Annotated in this window: 16 protein-coding genes; all 16 read left to right on the top strand. The window is 39.2% G+C overall.

Translation table 11 applies throughout. From position 1 onward, the window contains the following. Window positions 1–13 precede the first annotated feature (13 nt). The 16 genes from N0O92_RS11515 (at window position 14) to N0O92_RS11585 (ending at window position 16,070) form a co-directional block, all read left to right on the top strand. Window positions 14–889 (top strand): fumarate hydratase, encoded by an 876-nt coding sequence (locus N0O92_RS11515; protein ID WP_315614803.1) that lies wholly within the window; start codon window positions 14–16, stop codon window positions 887–889. A 12-nt stretch (window positions 890–901) separates the two neighbouring features. Further along, window positions 902–1,489 carry a Fe-S-containing hydro-lyase gene (locus N0O92_RS11520; protein WP_315614804.1) on the top strand — a complete coding sequence of 196 codons (588 nt, stop codon included), beginning with the start codon at window positions 902–904 and terminating at the stop codon, window positions 1,487–1,489. Further along, a complete protein-coding gene (locus tag N0O92_RS11525; RefSeq protein ID WP_315614805.1) occupies window positions 1,476–3,185 on the top strand; it encodes an FAD-binding protein in 1,710 nt (569 codons plus the stop codon). The genes N0O92_RS11520 and N0O92_RS11525 overlap by 14 nt, the downstream gene beginning before the upstream one ends. Next, a complete protein-coding gene (locus tag N0O92_RS11530) occupies window positions 3,185–4,144 on the top strand; it encodes a succinate dehydrogenase/fumarate reductase iron-sulfur subunit (RefSeq protein ID WP_315614806.1) in 960 nt (319 codons plus the stop codon). The genes N0O92_RS11525 and N0O92_RS11530 overlap by 1 nt, the downstream gene beginning before the upstream one ends. Beyond that, window positions 4,141–5,016: a CoB--CoM heterodisulfide reductase iron-sulfur subunit B family protein gene (locus N0O92_RS11535; RefSeq protein ID WP_315614807.1), complete on the top strand. Its 876-nt coding sequence runs from the start codon at window positions 4,141–4,143 to the stop codon at window positions 5,014–5,016. Before N0O92_RS11530 ends, N0O92_RS11535 begins: the two co-directional genes overlap by 4 nt. A 19-nt stretch (window positions 5,017–5,035) precedes the next feature. Beyond that, window positions 5,036–5,386 (top strand): molecular chaperone GrpE, encoded by a 351-nt coding sequence (locus N0O92_RS11540; RefSeq protein ID WP_315614808.1) that lies wholly within the window; start codon window positions 5,036–5,038, stop codon window positions 5,384–5,386. A 230-nt stretch (window positions 5,387–5,616) separates the two neighbouring features. After that, window positions 5,617–6,180, top strand: coding sequence for a glycerol-3-phosphate acyltransferase (locus N0O92_RS11545; protein WP_315614809.1), 564 nt, complete (start codon window positions 5,617–5,619; stop codon window positions 6,178–6,180). A 62-nt stretch (window positions 6,181–6,242) separates the two neighbouring features. Continuing rightward, window positions 6,243–6,977, top strand: a complete 735-nt coding sequence (gene truA, locus N0O92_RS11550) for a tRNA pseudouridine(38-40) synthase TruA (RefSeq protein WP_315614811.1) — start codon at window positions 6,243–6,245, stop codon at window positions 6,975–6,977. A 498-nt stretch (window positions 6,978–7,475) separates the two neighbouring features. After that, complete coding sequence (locus N0O92_RS11555; protein ID WP_315614812.1) at window positions 7,476–8,816, top strand: cytochrome ubiquinol oxidase subunit I; 1,341 nt, start codon at window positions 7,476–7,478, stop codon at window positions 8,814–8,816. Continuing rightward, complete coding sequence (locus N0O92_RS11560) at window positions 8,813–9,826, top strand: cytochrome d ubiquinol oxidase subunit II (protein WP_315614813.1); 1,014 nt, start codon at window positions 8,813–8,815, stop codon at window positions 9,824–9,826. Before N0O92_RS11555 ends, N0O92_RS11560 begins: the two co-directional genes overlap by 4 nt. A 13-nt stretch (window positions 9,827–9,839) precedes the next feature. Further along, a complete protein-coding gene (cydS, locus tag N0O92_RS23810) occupies window positions 9,840–9,941 on the top strand; it encodes a cytochrome bd oxidase small subunit CydS family protein (RefSeq protein ID WP_396334497.1) in 102 nt (33 codons plus the stop codon). A 3-nt stretch (window positions 9,942–9,944) separates the two neighbouring features. Next, on the top strand, window positions 9,945–11,666 hold the full coding sequence (cydD, locus tag N0O92_RS11565; RefSeq protein WP_315614814.1) for a thiol reductant ABC exporter subunit CydD: 1,722 nt from the start codon (window positions 9,945–9,947) through the stop codon (window positions 11,664–11,666). Then, on the top strand, window positions 11,659–13,371 hold the full coding sequence (gene cydC, locus N0O92_RS11570) for a thiol reductant ABC exporter subunit CydC (protein ID WP_315614815.1): 1,713 nt from the start codon (window positions 11,659–11,661) through the stop codon (window positions 13,369–13,371). The genes cydD and cydC overlap by 8 nt, the downstream gene beginning before the upstream one ends. Before the next feature lie 141 nt (window positions 13,372–13,512). Then, on the top strand, window positions 13,513–13,707 hold the full coding sequence (locus N0O92_RS11575; RefSeq protein WP_315614816.1) for a hypothetical protein: 195 nt from the start codon (window positions 13,513–13,515) through the stop codon (window positions 13,705–13,707). Window positions 13,708–13,722: 15 nt separating this feature from the next. Then, window positions 13,723–14,856, top strand: a complete 1,134-nt coding sequence (locus N0O92_RS11580) for a GerAB/ArcD/ProY family transporter (protein WP_315614817.1) — start codon at window positions 13,723–13,725, stop codon at window positions 14,854–14,856. Further along, complete coding sequence (locus N0O92_RS11585; RefSeq protein WP_315614818.1) at window positions 14,853–16,070, top strand: Ger(x)C family spore germination protein; 1,218 nt, start codon at window positions 14,853–14,855, stop codon at window positions 16,068–16,070. Before N0O92_RS11580 ends, N0O92_RS11585 begins: the two co-directional genes overlap by 4 nt. Window positions 16,071–16,074 lie beyond the last annotated feature (4 nt).

The raw sequence follows: 16,074 nt of genomic DNA on the forward strand, positions 1-16,074 counted from the left end.
GGAGGAAACGAATATGACAACTATTTCAGAAAATAAAACAAAGGTAAGAGAAATCTCGACGGAATCTATAACTCAATCTGTGAGAGCTCTTTGTATCAATGCAGCCTGTGATTTGCCTGAAGATGTGGAGGCTCTACTACATCAAGCTTTAGAAAAGGAAGAGTCACAGTTTGGTCAATATAGCTTAGAAAAAATTATAAAAAATGTGAAGTTGGCAAGGGAAGAGAAAGCTCCTATGTGCCAAGATACGGGAATGACGGTCATTCTTATAGAGCTTGGTCAGGATGTTCATATTGTTGGAGGTAGTTTAATAGAAGCAATTAATGAAGGGGTACGCCAAGGGTATGAGGATGGTTTTTTACGGAAATCAGTCGTAGCAGATCCTGTTTTGAACAGAAAAAATACAGGTGATAATACACCCGCTGTCATTCATACAGAAATCGTACCGGGCAATCATTTGAAAATTCAAGTATTGCCTAAAGGAGCAGGTAGTGAAAATATGGGTGCAGTTAAAATGTGTAAACCGTCAGATGGATTGGAGGGAGTAAAGGATTTTATCGTAAACACCATTACACAAGCAGGTGGGAATCCTTGTCCACCAGTAATTGTTGGTGTAGGGATTGGAGGAACGATGGATCAATGTACTCTACTTGCGAAGAAAGCTCTTGCTAGACATGCGGGGCAACCGAATCAAAATCCTGAATACGCTGCGCTAGAAAACGAATTACTTAAAAAGATTAATAAGTTAGGAATTGGTCCTCAAGGCTTTGGGGGGAAAGTAACAGCTCTTGCTGTTCATATTGAAACATATCCAACTCATATAGCGATGATGCCTGTTTGTGTGACATTAAATTGTCATGCAGCACGTCACAAAGAAGTGATTTTGTAAGGAGGAGATGACATGTCAGAAATGAAGCAAATCACAACGCCATTAACATATGAAAAAGTAAAAGAGTTGCAAGCCGGTGATCTCGTTTCTATTACTGGAACCATCTATTCAGCTAGAGATGCTGCTCACAAAAATTTAGTAGAGTCGTTACAAGCTGGGGAGGACTTACCTATTGATCTAGTTGATCAAGTCATTTATTATGCCGGACCAACTCCTGCTAAGCCAGGGAAGGTTATTGGATCTTGTGGACCAACTACAAGTGGTCGAATGGATGCTTACTCTCCTACTCTCATAGCGCAAGGACTAAGAGGGATGATCGGAAAAGGGTCAAGAAGCAAAGAAGTGATAGAAGCGATGAAAGAGCATGGAGCTGTTTATTTTGCGGCAATTGGGGGAGCGGCAGCATTAATAGCAGACACGATTAAGAGTGTCGATATTGTGGCCTTTCCTGAATTAGGTCCTGAAGCAATTCGCCGGATGAAAGTAGAAAGTTACCCTTGTATCGTTGCGGTTGATTGCAATGGAAATGATCTATACAAAATGGGTGTGGAGCGTTATAAAGACGAAGAGGATGAGGTGAAATGTAATGCTAACGTATGATGTTGTCATTGTAGGTGCAGGAGGAGCAGGGATGATGGCTGCCCTTTCTGCAAGTGAAGATAAGAGTTTACGAGTGGCCTGTATTTCGAAAATCTTTCCAACACGTTCTCACACGGGAGCTGCTCAAGGAGGCATTAATGCAGCAATGGGCTATCGAGATGCCTCTGATACAACAGAACAGCATTTTAAAGATACAGTAAAAGGAAGTGACTTTTTAGCTGATCAAGACGCGGTTGAGTTTTTTACGAAAAATATGCCTAGTATGATTACTGAACTGGATTATTACGGTGTTCCCTTTTCAAGAGATGGAAATGGCAATATTGCGCAACGACCATTTGGGGGTGCTTCTAGTCCGAGGACTTGCTATTCTGCCGACAAAACGGGCCATGTTATTTTACATGCCGTGTACGAACAGTGCTTAAAACACAATGTTGAATTCTTAAATGAGTGGTTTCTTTTATCTCTGTCAGTTGAAGATAAAAAGCTGAACGGACTTGTTGCTATGGACATCAAAACGGGAGACATTCATCCCATTAAAGCAAAAGCAGTGGTTATTGCTACAGGGGGATTTGGTCGGATTTATTGGAATCGAACTACGAATGCTATCAATATGACAGGGGACGGTTCAGCTGCTTGTTTTGAGGCTGGTATTCCATTAAAAGATCCTGAATTCGTTCAATTTCATCCAACGGGCTTAGCTTCAACGGGAATTCTCTTATCTGAAGCTTGTCGTGGGGAAGGTGGATACTTAATAAATAAAGATGGAGAGAGATTTATGGAGCGCTACGCACCAGAGAAGATGGAGCTGGCTCCGCGGGATTTAGTCTCTAGGTCTATTGAGACGGAAATTAAAGAAGGTCGTGGCTTTGGCGAAGGAATAGAGGCATATGTGCTAATGGATTTACGCCATTTAGGGGAGGAAAAGATTCTCCAAAGACTTCCACAAGTTCGTGAGCTTGCAATGGATTTTGAAGGGGTCGACTTGATAAAAGAACCTGTCCCTATTCGACCTAGTTGTCACTATATGATGGGGGGCATACATGTAACAAATTATGAAACGTGCAGTACACCAATTGCTGGAATTCATGCTGCGGGTGAATGTGCGTGTGTATCGATACATGGAGCCAATCGCTTAGGAGGCAATTCGGTAGCAGACGTTGTTCTGTATGGGAAGTTTGCGGGGATCGGTGCGAGAGAGACAGCCCGGAAACGGCAATTTGGTAAGGAAGAACCACTTTTAAAAGAGAGCAAAAAGTGGGAACGACGATTCCATTCGGTTAGGGAGAAAGAGACCGGTACGAGTTTAGTTGATATTAGAAATCGTTTAGCTGAGGCAATGTGGAACAATGTTGGTATTTTCCGTATGGAAGACGAAATGGCTGATGCAGTCAAGACAATTGATACGTTAATTCATGAATACAAAGATGCGGTAATTGGTGATCCGGCTATTCGATATAATATGGCATTTGTGAACTATGTAGAAATAGGAAATTTATTGAATTTAGCAAAAGCAGTAGCTCTTGGTGCTCTCAACCGTAGGGAAAGCCGAGGTTCTCACTCAAGAGGAGATTATCCAGTACGTGATGATATAAACTTCTTGCAGCACACGCTCATTCACAAGAAAGGTGAGCAATACGAGTTAGAGTACATTCCAGTGAAAATTACAACATATCAACCGGAGGAGAGGAAGTACTAATGGAGCAAATTCATTTTCGCATTCACCGATTTGATGGGAAAAAAAAGTGGATACAAACGTATTCTCTTCCATATGAAAAAGGAAAAACAGTCTTATGGGCATTAACGAAAATTAAAGATGAACTAGATCCAACTTTGAACTTCACTTCTGCTTGTCGTCATGCAATTTGTGGAAGCTGTGGGGTGAAAGTAAATGGAAATTCTTTTTTAAGCTGTAAAACGTCGCTTGATGAAATAATGGAAACGTTTAATACTACGACGTTAACGTTTGAACCTCTAGGGAATTTTGAAGTTATACGTGATTTGGTTATTGACTGGGAGCCTAAGGTAGAAAAAATGAAAAAGGTGAAACCATGGCTGCTAGCTGATGAAAAGGTACAAAAAGAGAATGGATTTAAACAAAGTGAAGCGGAGTTTCAACGAATCTCTTCTCCAACTGATTGTGTACTTTGTGGAATTTGTGCTTCAGAGTGTCAACAGTTATCGGTCAACGATGGACAATATTTTGAACCATTCATTTTTAATAAGGCGTACCGGTTTTTAGTGGACTCTCGTGATAACCAGCCAAAAGAGCACCTGAGACCTGTTTTAGAGAATGATTTATGGAAATGTTTACACTGTATGCAGTGTGTGACGCAATGTCCGAAAGGAATTGACTTAACAGATGAAGTAGCATTTTTACGTGAAGAAACAATGAAGATGGGAGAAATGAATAACCAAGGTGCTAGACATGCCTATGCCTTTTTCAATGATGTGAAAAAGAAAGGCCGTCTAAATGAGATGACATTACCAATTAAGACCGATGGCCTTGTTAAGACGGCTAAAACGAAAATTCCTTTTGCCTATCGAATGGTTACTAAAGGAAAAATCAATCCATTTCATTTTCCCAAAGAAGTTCAAGGCATAGAGGGCGTACGAAAAATCTATAAACATGTACTAGAACAGGAGGCAAAGTCATGAGATACGGTTTTTTTCCAGGATGTACATTAGAATCTGCCGCAGAGGAGTTAATGATCTCAACAAAGAAAGTAGCTTCTGCAATGGGAATTGAACTAATTGAATTAGAAGGCTGGACGTGTTGTGGTGCTAGCCATATCCAAGACGTCGATAAAAAAGTAAGTTTAGCAGTCAATGCACGAAACTTAGCACTTGCAGAAAAACTTGATGCTCCGTTATTAACCGTATGTAATACGTGCACTTTAATGCTTCGAACAGCAAAGAAGACACTAGATGACAATGAAGCTATGAAAGAGAGCGTAAATGAAGCCTTACATGAGGCCGGTATGACGTATCAAGGTAAAAGTGAAGTAACTCACTTACTTTGGGCTTTAATAGAAGACTATGGGTTGGAAAACTTAAAAAAGTTAGTGAAGCGCCCATTAACCGGCTTAAAAGTAGCCAACTTTTATGGCTGTCACATCGTGAGACCACCTCAAGTGATGGGATTTGAAAATCATATGAATCCTCAGTCGATGGAAATGGTGGCCGAAGTATTAGGAGCAGAAAGCGTTGACTTTGATCAACGTCTAGCTTGCTGTGGGTTTCACTCTGTATTTCCTGCTGAGAGCGAAGTGATGAAGCTGACGGCTAAGAACTGTCTATCACCGAAATCAGCTGGTGCTGATTGTATGGTTACTCCTTGTCCTTTATGCCAAATGCAATTGGATATGTATCAACCAAACGCACAAAAAGGATTTGGCGAAGATATAACAATGCCGATTCTTCACCTGCCACAACTTATTGGCTTAGCGCTCGGATTTGAACCGGAAGAACTGGCCATTGATCGGCACATCATTGATGCCATTCCTATGTTAAATAAAAGTTTGGCGTGATAATGGAGGAGGAGCGCACATGAAAAAGTATGTTATTCGCCATTACGAAAAAAAAGGCAAGCTCATAGGTCATGTTTCCGATCAGCGGCTTTGGTTTCAAAATATGAAAGATGAATGGATTCATGATGTATATGAAGAAAGTTACATTCATTATGGGAAGATCTATTCGGTTCATGAACCCTTTCACCGATTATCAACTTCAGTAACGGGATATTTTCAAGATGAAGATACGAACAAATGGATCAAAGTTTGCAACGGGGTAGGAGATAGAAGAGAAAATGAAAAAGAATCTGTCTTTGGTTGGAAGGAAAGTTTAGAAGAACTGATAAGGACTGATCTTATTACCATGCACCTAAAAAAGGGTGTTTAGACTAAAGGGATTTTAGATAGAGAGAAAGAGCAAACGATATAATGATTTATTACTAGGAGGTGTTTCAGGTCAAAGAGACCATCGAGACGCCTCTTTTTCATATTCGTTTCCGAATGGTATTCAATGATCTAACTGGCAAGTCTTTCATCTTTTATAAAGGTTATATCCGATTTGGGTGTCTTCGTTTATACTAGAATAGTAGAAATGAATAGTGGAAAAGAGGTAAACACATGATTGCATTTCTAATGTTCTGTGTAATCGCATACGTTGTCGGGTCAATTCCAACTGGGAAAATAGTCGCTAAACTTAAAGGAATAGATATACAATCAGTAGGGACGAAAAATATAGGAGCGAGCAATGTTTATTTAAACTTAGGCAAAAAAATGGCTATTCTAGTCTTAGTGTGTGACGTAGGAAAAGCGTTTTTAATGGTTTCATATGCTTCACAACTGTTTAATGGTGGTCAAACTATGATCATTGCTTTATGTGTGATTATTGGTAATTTAAAGTCTATCTTTTTACACTTTACTGGTGGCAAAGGAATTGCAACTAGTTTAGGGATCTTTTTAGCAACTGAACCAATCGCTTTGTTTGTTATTGGAGTATTATGGTTACTTGGCTTAGCGTTTAAAAAATATATTGTTTTAGTTGGCATTGCCGCCATTTTACTAGTTCCGTATCAATATATAGGGTATGAAGAAAGAATGGCAGTCGTTGCAGCCTTTTTCATTGTGTTGTTTATGCTCTTGAAACATAATGAAAACATTAGGTGGGCTCGGGAAAGCAAAGCGTGAATAGAGGCTAAGAAATAAGGGAGATACTAGGTAGGAATGTTACGATTCAAAAGGAGAAAAATATGAATAATTACAAGTTAACCATCCAATATGATGGTGGACGTTATAAAGGTTGGCAGCGTCTTGGCAATACGGAAAATACGATACAAGGAAAAATCGAAAATGTTCTCTCTGAAATGGTAGGAAAGAATATTGAGATTATTGGTTCTGGTAGAACCGATGCGGGAGTTCATGCCCTTGCACAAATAGCGAATGTAAAGCTCGCTGAAAAGCTACAAGAATTTGAGGTTCAACAATATTTAAATCGTTATTTGCCGCACGACATTAGTGTGACAGATGTTAAACTAGTTAACGACCGTTTTCATGCTAGGTATAACGCTAAGGATAAAACATATTTGTATAAAATATGGAACGAAAGCTATACTAATCCATTTATGCGAAAGCATAGTTTACATGTTGAGAAAAAGCTAGATTTAGAAAAGATCAAAGAGGCATCTCGTTACTTTGAAGGGGAACATGACTTTACTGCTTTTTCAAATGCAAAGTCAAAGAAAAAATCGATGGTCCGTCATATTTACTCCATTCAGATTGAGGAAGAGGCAGGGTTTATTAACATACGTATCAAAGGAAATGGTTTTCTATATAATATGGTAAGAAAAATGGTTGGAACGTTGATTGATGTTGGACTAGGTGAACGGAATCCAGAAGAAGTAAAAAACATGTTAGAATCGCACGATAGGAGCTTGGCAGGATTTGCTGATGCTCATGGATTGTATTTGGAGAAGATCGATTTTTAGAGAGTGTTTTGCGGGCAAAACGACAAACACGATCATTGCTTCAAGGTCACATTAAGGTGGAAGCCGTACCTTTTTCAGTGGTCTCGGACTCCAGAGCCCTTATTTGTGTCTAAAGTTTCTTTTTTTCGGGCATTCCGGACTCAGAAGCCCTTATTCATTGCATTATCGGTCTACATTACATGGATTTTAACAGATAAGGTACGCTGAGTCCCTTTATCACATAGAACAAGCTTTTTGGGGGAAATAGGGTCCTCTAGGTCCGCACAATCGTTCACTAAAAAAGGGTATGGAGCTCCGTTCTCCATGCCTTTTTGTTTTGCACTCACAAAGAACCCATTAAAGTACCAGATCTTAGGTGACTTTTTTGTTTAAACGATAATTGTCACCAATTTATCACTCTTCTGTAACGAAATCGTTTCAATTGTGATGTATTTCACATACATATTGATTGTAAAATGACACTATCTTCACATTAGGAGCTTGAAGAGGAGGAGAAAGATGGACTCGGTTGAATTTAGTCGATATTTAACGATGCTAACATTATCAGTGCATGTCATTTTTGCGACACTTGGTGTTGGTGTTCCGATTTTAATAACCATTGCTCACTGGTTAGGTTTACGAAATCAAGATGAGCATTATTTATTACTAGCTAAGCGTTGGGCACGAGGCTATGTTATTACCGTCGCGGTTGGGGTTGTAACAGGAACAGCAATCGCCTTGCAGTTGGCGCTTTTATGGCCGCGTTTTATGGAGTTTGCTGGACAACTTGTGGCACTTCCATTATTTATGGAAACATTTGCGTTTTTCTTTGAAGCGATTTTCCTTGGTATCTATTTATATACATGGGATCGGTTCAAAAATCCGAAGCATCACTTTTATTTACTTGCGCCCGTTGTATTAGGATCGGCGATGTCAGCTTTGTTTATAACGTCGGTGAATGCCTTTATGAATACACCGCAAGGCTTTACACTTGTCGATGGTCAGTTGACGAATATTCAGCCGCTACTAGCGATGTTTAATCCAGCGATGCCAACTAAGGTAGCGCATGTATTAACGTCTGCCTATATGACAACAGCGTTTGTGCTTGCGTCAATTGCTGCATATCACTTATTAAAAGGCAATCGCCATGAGTATCACCGTAAGGCATTGGCGTTAACGATGAAAATTGCTTTGATTTTCTCTATTGCAACAGCTCTTGTTGGTGACTTATCGGGTAAGTTTTTAGCTGAGTATCAGCCTGAAAAGCTAGCAGCAGCAGAATGGCACTTTGAAACAGAAGGTGAGGCACCTCTTGTTTTATATGGGGTGTTAACCGAAACAAATGAAGTGAAATATGCGATTCGCATTCCTTATGCGCTAAGCATGCTTGTTCATAGTAATCCATTTGGAGAGGTGATTGGATTAAATGACATTCCGGAAGAATATCATCCACCTTTAGTCATTCATTACTTCTTTGACATTATGGTTACGATCGGAATTTGGTTAACGGTCTTTTCCTTGTTTTATTGGATTGCACTTTGGCGCGGTTGGAAAGTGATTAAGAGTCGCGTATTCCGAATTCTACTTGTTGCTTCCGGTCCATTAGCAATGATTGCGATTGAGGCTGGATGGTGGTTTACAGAAGTAGGACGTCAACCTTGGATTATGCGCGGATTTATGACAACTGCAGAAGGGGCGACCGATTCGCCATATGTGTGGGTCATGTTTATTGCGTTTGCGATTTTATATATCATCTTGATGATTGGTACAGCGGTTGTGTTAATACGGATGTTTAAAAAGAATCCGGTTGAGCGTGAACTAGAGAAACTTTCCGAGGAACAAAGGAGGGTTGCGAAATGACCATTGAGGTAGTAGGGATTTCGGTATTGTGGTTGTTTTTGTTTGGGTATGTGATTGTTGCATCGATTGACTTTGGGGCGGGGTTCTTTAATGCTTCTACGATCGTGACGAAAAAGCATCATATAGTAAATACAGTAATTCAACGTTATTTATCGCCAGTTTGGGAGATTACGAATGTATTTCTAGTATTCTTCTTTGTTGGGATGATAGGATTTTTTCCACAAACGGCTTACTATTTTGGAACAGTGCTATTGATTCCTATTAGTATTTCGATTATTTTGCTTGCTCTTCGTGGTAGTTATTATGCCTTTGGGACGTACGGGACGAAAGGACATGTGGGCTATACGTTAATGTATGGGGTAACGGGAGTTCTAATTCCCGCCTCCCTTTCAACAGCTTTAATTGTCTCACAAGGTGGATTTATTCGTGAGACGGTGTCAGGACGAATTGAACTAGATTACGTGGCTTTATTTACAAGTCCGTTTGCGTGGTCGATTGTGGTTCTATCTCTTGTGAGCGTGTTGTTTATTTCGGCTAGCTTTTTAGCGTACTACTCATCCGTTGCTCAAGATACCGAGGCTCTTAAGCTTTTTAGAAAGTATACGTGGATTTGGAGCTTTCCAACGATCGTAACAGCACTCGGTATTATCATTGAGATGAGATGGCATAACCCGGCACATTATGAAGGTCTTATCTCACTTTGGTGGGTGTTTGCGTTATCGTTTCTTTGCTTTGTCGTAAGCTTATGGCTTCTGAAAAAGGGGAGTTATGGCAAGTCGTTTATTTTCGTCGTGCTGCAGTTTGCGTTAGCTTTTTACGCGTACGGCGTCTCTAGGTATCCGTATTTGCTGTACCCGTATTTAACGATTTATGATAGTTTCACAAACGAAACAATGGCGTACTCTTTAATTGTCGTATTTATATTAGGGTTGATGTTATTAATACCGTCTCTGTATTTAGTGTTTAAATTGTTTATTATGAATAAGCCATACATTCAAAAAGGGAAATAAGGAGGAAGTAAAAATGCACAACTTTTTGTTGTTTTATGCGCCGCTTCTTGTAGCTGTGCTAGCGATGATTATTTCCTTTATCGTAGCAAGTAAGAGTACGAAATATGAGGATTAATCGATGAAAACTCTTCAGAGACTAGCGTCTGCGGAGAAGGGACGGTATTACACGCTTTATATTATAGCGATTGCTTTTAGTATCATCGTCATCTCTCAAGCATACTTGATTGTTTCGATAGTCGATGATCTTTTTCAAAATAAACAAACGTTTGATCAAATTTTGCCGCTTTTACTTGTGTTAATAGGAGTGTTACTTCTACGAGCGTTCTTGTCTTATTATAGTGGAACGATTGGTGTAAGGATGGCTACAAAAGTGAAAGCAGACTACCGTGAGCAATTGCTTCAAGCTTACGGTAGTCAGTCTATTTTAACATCTGCTGAAGGTCAATCTGGTTCAAAAATGACGATTATGTTAGATGCGGTAGATGAATTAGATAGCTTTTTTAGTAAATATGTTCCGCAAAAAATTATGACTATGATTGTGCCGCTCATGATCTTGATTGTTGTGTTTACTCAGCACGTATATTCTGGTTTGATTTTAGTTGTAACAGCTCCGTTTATTCCGTTGTTTATGGCCATTGTCGGTGGTATGACACAGCGGAAATCTGAGGAGAAGCTTGATAGCTTAAAGTCATTCTCAGGGCGATTTCTTGATACGGTACAAGGGTTAGAAAGTTTGAAACTGTTTGGCCGTTCCAAACAGTACAAGGAAATGATTCGAAAAAGCAGCTTAGGCTTTCGCGATACAACGATGGACATATTAAAAGTAGCTTTCACATCTTCTTTAATGCTTGAGTTTATCTCCATGTTAAGTATTGGTCTTGTGGCGCTTGAGTTAGGATTGCGACTGGTTGTCTTTAATCAAATAAGCTTCTTTACTGCTTTCTTTATTTTGTTATTAGTTCCTGAATTTTTTAATTCATTGAAAGAACTTGGTAGTGCGTTTCACTCGGGAAGAAGTAGTGTAGGGGCAGCCGAGAAAATAGAAGAGGAATTAAAGAAAGAGGAACAGAAGGTAAAATGGGGAGCGCACGCAGTGAAGCGCCCTCTCAAGCTAAGTGTCTCAAACATTGGTTTTGAATATGAGTCATCCCATTTTTCTTTAAAAGAAATCAATGCAACGTTCCCAGCATCAGGACAAGTAGCGATCGTTGGAAAAAGTGGTGCTGGAAAAACGACGTTATTAAATATGATAGCAGGGCTGCTTCCTCCTTCAAAGGGCCAGGTGAACGTTAATGGAATGCCACTTTCAGAGTACAACGAGAAAGAGTGGTTCTCTCACTTAAGTTACATTACCCAACATCCCTATTTGTTTGCAGGAACGATTGAAGAGAATATTGCTCTTGGTGTTCATGCGACAAAAGAGGAGATTGTTGAGGCTGCTACTAAAGCAGGGATTACTGATTTGATTTCTTCGTTGCCGAACGGGTATAACACCCTTATTGGAGAGGGTGGAAGAGGACTGTCGGGTGGGGAGAAACAACGAATTGCTCTTGCGCGTGCATTTCTAAAAAAACCGTCAATCGTCCTTTTTGATGAGCCGACAACGGGACTTGATTTACAAACAGAGAAGCTACTTCACGATTCGATTGAGCAGTTAGCGCAAACGTCTGTAGTGATTACAGTAGCTCACCGTATACAGACCATTAAGAAAGCAAGACACATTCTCTTCCTTGATCAAGGAAAATTGATTGCAGAAGGAACTCACGAACAACTATCAACATCGTCAAGTAACTATCGTGACTTGTTTCCTTCCAAAGAGAGGAGAAGTAGTGATGAATGAGTTAGTTCATATTGTTAAAAATATGATGCAACAAAAGAAAGACGTGTTTGTATCAATTATTTGTGGATTTGTAGCTGGAATTACAGCAGTAGGATTGTTTGCGGCAAACGGCTATTTAATTTCACAAGCAGCACTTGAACCACCTCTCTATGTTCTAATTGCGATGGTTGCTGTTGTCAAAATTGGAAGCTTCATTCGGGCTGTTAGTCGTTATGCGGAACGATATTATTCGCACCGAGCTACATTTACGATGCTTAGTGATCTTCGTGTTTACTTTTATGAGAAATTAGAAAAAGTAGGACCAGCTCTTTTTCAAAAGTATCGAAGCGGAGACTTACTCGCCCGCTTTGTCGGAGATGTGGAAAGTCTTCAAAATTTCTTTCTCCGAGTTCTATATCCACCAGTTGTAATGATGATGGTCTTTTTAAGCACAATGCTTTTTGTTTCTGCCTTTTCTATCTGGGTGGTTCTTTGTTTAGCTGTTGGTCTTTTGTTAACGGGCTTTGTCATTCCAGCCTGGTTTGCTATGAAACAAAAACAAGTGAGTAGCAAAGTAGCAGAAGAAAGATCTCATGTTTCTACAGAGATGACAGAATGGTTATCTGGATTCCGAGAGTTATTGATTCATCAGCTGCGTCAAAATAAAGAGCAACAATTAGTAAACGCTGCAGATGTTTATAACAAGGAGCAAGAGAAAGCGGGGATACAATCTATTTCTTATCAATCTTTAAATACGGCTGTCTCCCTACTTGTCTCATGGGCAGTACTGGCTATTGCATCCTATTTAGTAGCAACAGGCCAACTAGAAGGCATTTTTCTAGCCATGCTCGTGATGATTAGCTTCATTGTTTTTGAACATTCCGTACCGATGGCCGCATTTCCTATTCATTATGAGGAAAGTGAAAGAGCGGCTAAACGATTGTATGCCGTTGCTGAGACACCTGCTGTTAACACATCTGCCAACTGGAAGGAAACCGTTGACGAAGCTCCATCGATTGAATGTAAAAGGGTCAATTTCACATTTCCAGAAGAGGATCGAAATATGTTAACAGACGTGAACTTATCTATTCCTGCTCAAGCAAAGGTAGCCATTGTTGGACCAAGTGGTTCTGGAAAATCAACGTTGCTGAAGCTTTTACTAAATCAATACTCTTGTAAGGGAGAGTTAGTAGTAGGAGGGATGTCCCTTAACGAACTCGAGCAAGAGCAGTTATGGGAAACGTCAAAAGTGATCTTACAAGAAAATCACTTTTTCTATGGAACGATCAAAGATAATTTATTGTTATCAGATGATTCATGGACGGATGAGATGCTTACACAATTGTTACAAGATGTCCAATTGCCTCACTTCTCCTTATCTGATGAAGTAATGGAAAAAGGACAGAACTTATCGGGCGGTGAAAAACAAAGGTTAGCTATGGCTCGAGCGATTGCGAAAAAAGGACGGTTGTGGCTGCTAGATGAACCGACTTCATCTTTGGATCTATGGACTGAAAATCGATTGTATGAATTGCTTTTTAAAAAGGCGAAAAAGGATACGGTGTTACTTGTCAGTCATCGGCTCGCTGGTTTGGAAAAAATGAATCAAATTATTGTAATGGACCAAGGGAAAGTAGTAGAGTCTGGTACATTTTCTGAGCTAATGAAAGCAAAAGGGTATTTTTACGAGCTTAAACAAATTGAAAATAATGTGCTGCAGTCGTGAGACGAAGCAGATTTATTTCAGAAGAAGTAGGACCTAGTGAGGTTCTGCTTCTTTTTTTATGCGTACTAAATTGGAAACATATTTTAGGAAAATAACGAGAAAGCTAAAAAAACCAAATCAACTAGATAATGGGTGATGACTGTGGAAGAGATAATAGATAACCTATTTGGATTTCTACCTTCAAGAGGGGTTTTATGGGGGGGGATTGGAATCGTTGTCTTTATTTATACTATTCAATTAGTGGATAAAGTCCTGAAGAAATTAGTTGAATTGCCTTGGATGAAAGAAGAAAATCAGCAGCAAAGAAATGAGTTGCTGAAAAAGAAGAATACGTAATCGGAGGTGAAGAAAGTGGTCAAATCAGATCATTATCGGATTACTCCTCTTGAAATGTCCGTTACTGTTGTTTCCATGTTACTAGCTGTTGGAGTATTAACGTTACCAAGAACATTAGCTGAAATTCTGGAAACAGGAGACGGGTGGATAGCGGTACTAGCTAGTGCAGGGATTGTCATGGGATTGGTCTATTTAATTGTACAACTTCAGAAACAGTATCCGAATCAAACATTATTTGAATATATCGGGGAAAAGGGACTAGGGAGATATATTTCAAAAATATTAAGCCTGTTGTTTATCTTGTATTTTATTCCATTTTTAGCTTATGAAGCTCGTATGCTAACGATTATTGTGAGGATGTATTTGCTTGACCGAACGCCGCCAGAATTAACGTTGGCTATTATTCTGCTCACATCAGTATATGCCGTTTCAAAAGGAATTCAGGGCATTGTTCATTTAAACTTAATGTTTCTTCCTTTTATTGTGTTTATTTATTTTGTTCTCATTATTTTTAATGTCGAAAACATGTCGATCAATGAATTGCTTCCTGTTTTACCAAAAGGGATACCGTCATTAGTACAAGCTTTAGAGCCAACTATCTTTTCATTTCTGGGAATAGAGTTGTTATTTTTCTGGATGGCCTATATAAAAACGTCAAAATTGAGTGCGTGGCCAATAAATCTAGGTATTTTCTTTGTTTCCATGTTGTATTTTTTTATTGTTACTACCTCTTATTTAGTTCTATCGGTGACAGGAGTCAAAAATACGGTATTTCCTACTGTTGCCTTGGCAAAAGAGGTTGAAATCATAGAAGGGTTAATAGAAAGGTTTGAACCCGTAATGATTGTTATTTGGATTATGGCTATTTTTAACACAATGGCGATTATTCATTTATTAGCCGTTCAAACAATAAAGAAAGAGTTTGCTAAAAGAAAAGTGCAAGCGTTTATTCCTGCCATTGTCACTTTCTTTTCCTATATGATTGCCTTTATTCCAAATTCAATTGAGGAAGTATTTGTTCTAGGAAACATAGTTAGCTATGCAGGTTTTGCCCTTATTTTACTTTCACTAGTGATTGGATATGGGACGGTCTGGTTGAGAAAAAGGGGCAAAAAAAACCGACAAAAAACAGGGGAGATAGCAAAATGAATTGGAAAACCATAATGTTCCTCCTAATTTGTTTGTCGCTATTGCCTGGATGTTGGGATTTATCGGAGATTGAAGAAATAGGGTTCGTTGTTGCAGTAGCCATTGATCCATTAGATGAGAACGATGAGTATCGGGATCAATATAGGCAGGAGACGGGTAGACCTTTGCCAAAAGAAATGTTTCAACTAACCAATCAAGTAGTCATACCAGGCCAAATTGAAGAAGGGGGAGGAGAGGCTGGTGGACAAGGGGAAGGTCCCTTTTTTAACATTCGTACTGTGGGAATGACAAATTTTAAGGCAAATCGAAACTTTACAACAAGAAGAAGTCGTCAGATGAATTTTGAACATCTAAAGGTTGTTATTATTAATGAGAAATTAGCGCGTCAGGGTATGATGGAACATTGGATAGACTTCTTTGCTCGCGATCATGAAATGAGAAGAGACAACGTTGTGTTAATTTCAGAAGGCAAAGGTTATGAAATTTTAGAGCAAAAATTGCCATTAGAGTTGATGCCAGCCCTATCCATCGACATGATTACGGATAATCATGCAAGAAGCCATAGCATTCCACCTCAAAAAAAAATAGGTGAGTTAATTAATAATGTGATCGATCATGAAAGTTACGTCATTCCAAGGATTGTAATGGGGGAAAGGGAGGATTTTAAAATAGCTGGTGCGGCTGTTTTCCTTGGAAGTGAAAACAAAATGCAAGGTTGGTTAGGAGAATATGACGTACAAGGATTCGGTTGGGTAAAGGGAAATGTTGAAAATGAAACGGTAGAAGCTTTTTATGGGCCAAAACAAATTCCATTTGTTTATGAAAATGATAATACCGAGTCAAATATAACCTATAAACATGAGAATGGGAAAGATATGTTTGATATCGAGATTAAAGCGGAAGGATTTTTTGTTGAAAATTGGCTTAATGGCGTTGAGCTTGATTCTGAGGAGACGTTACTAAAACTAGAAGAAGAAGTGGCTAGTGAGATAGAGCGGCTAGCAACAAATATTATTGAAAAAACACAGAATGAATTTTTTACCGATATATTTCAACTACATGATGTGGTTCGAAGAAAGAATTATGGTTATTGGGAATCAGTTAAAGGAAACTGGGATGGTGAAGGAGGAGTCTTTGCAAATGCTGAGATTCGTGTTAATGCAAAAGTGAAAATTCGCCACTACATGACACAAGCAGAATTGGATAAGAAGTGAGGTG

Source organism: Alkalihalobacillus sp. MEB130 (assembly GCF_032335535.1).
Classification (GTDB): Bacteria; Bacillota; Bacilli; order Bacillales; family Bacillaceae_D; genus Halalkalibacter.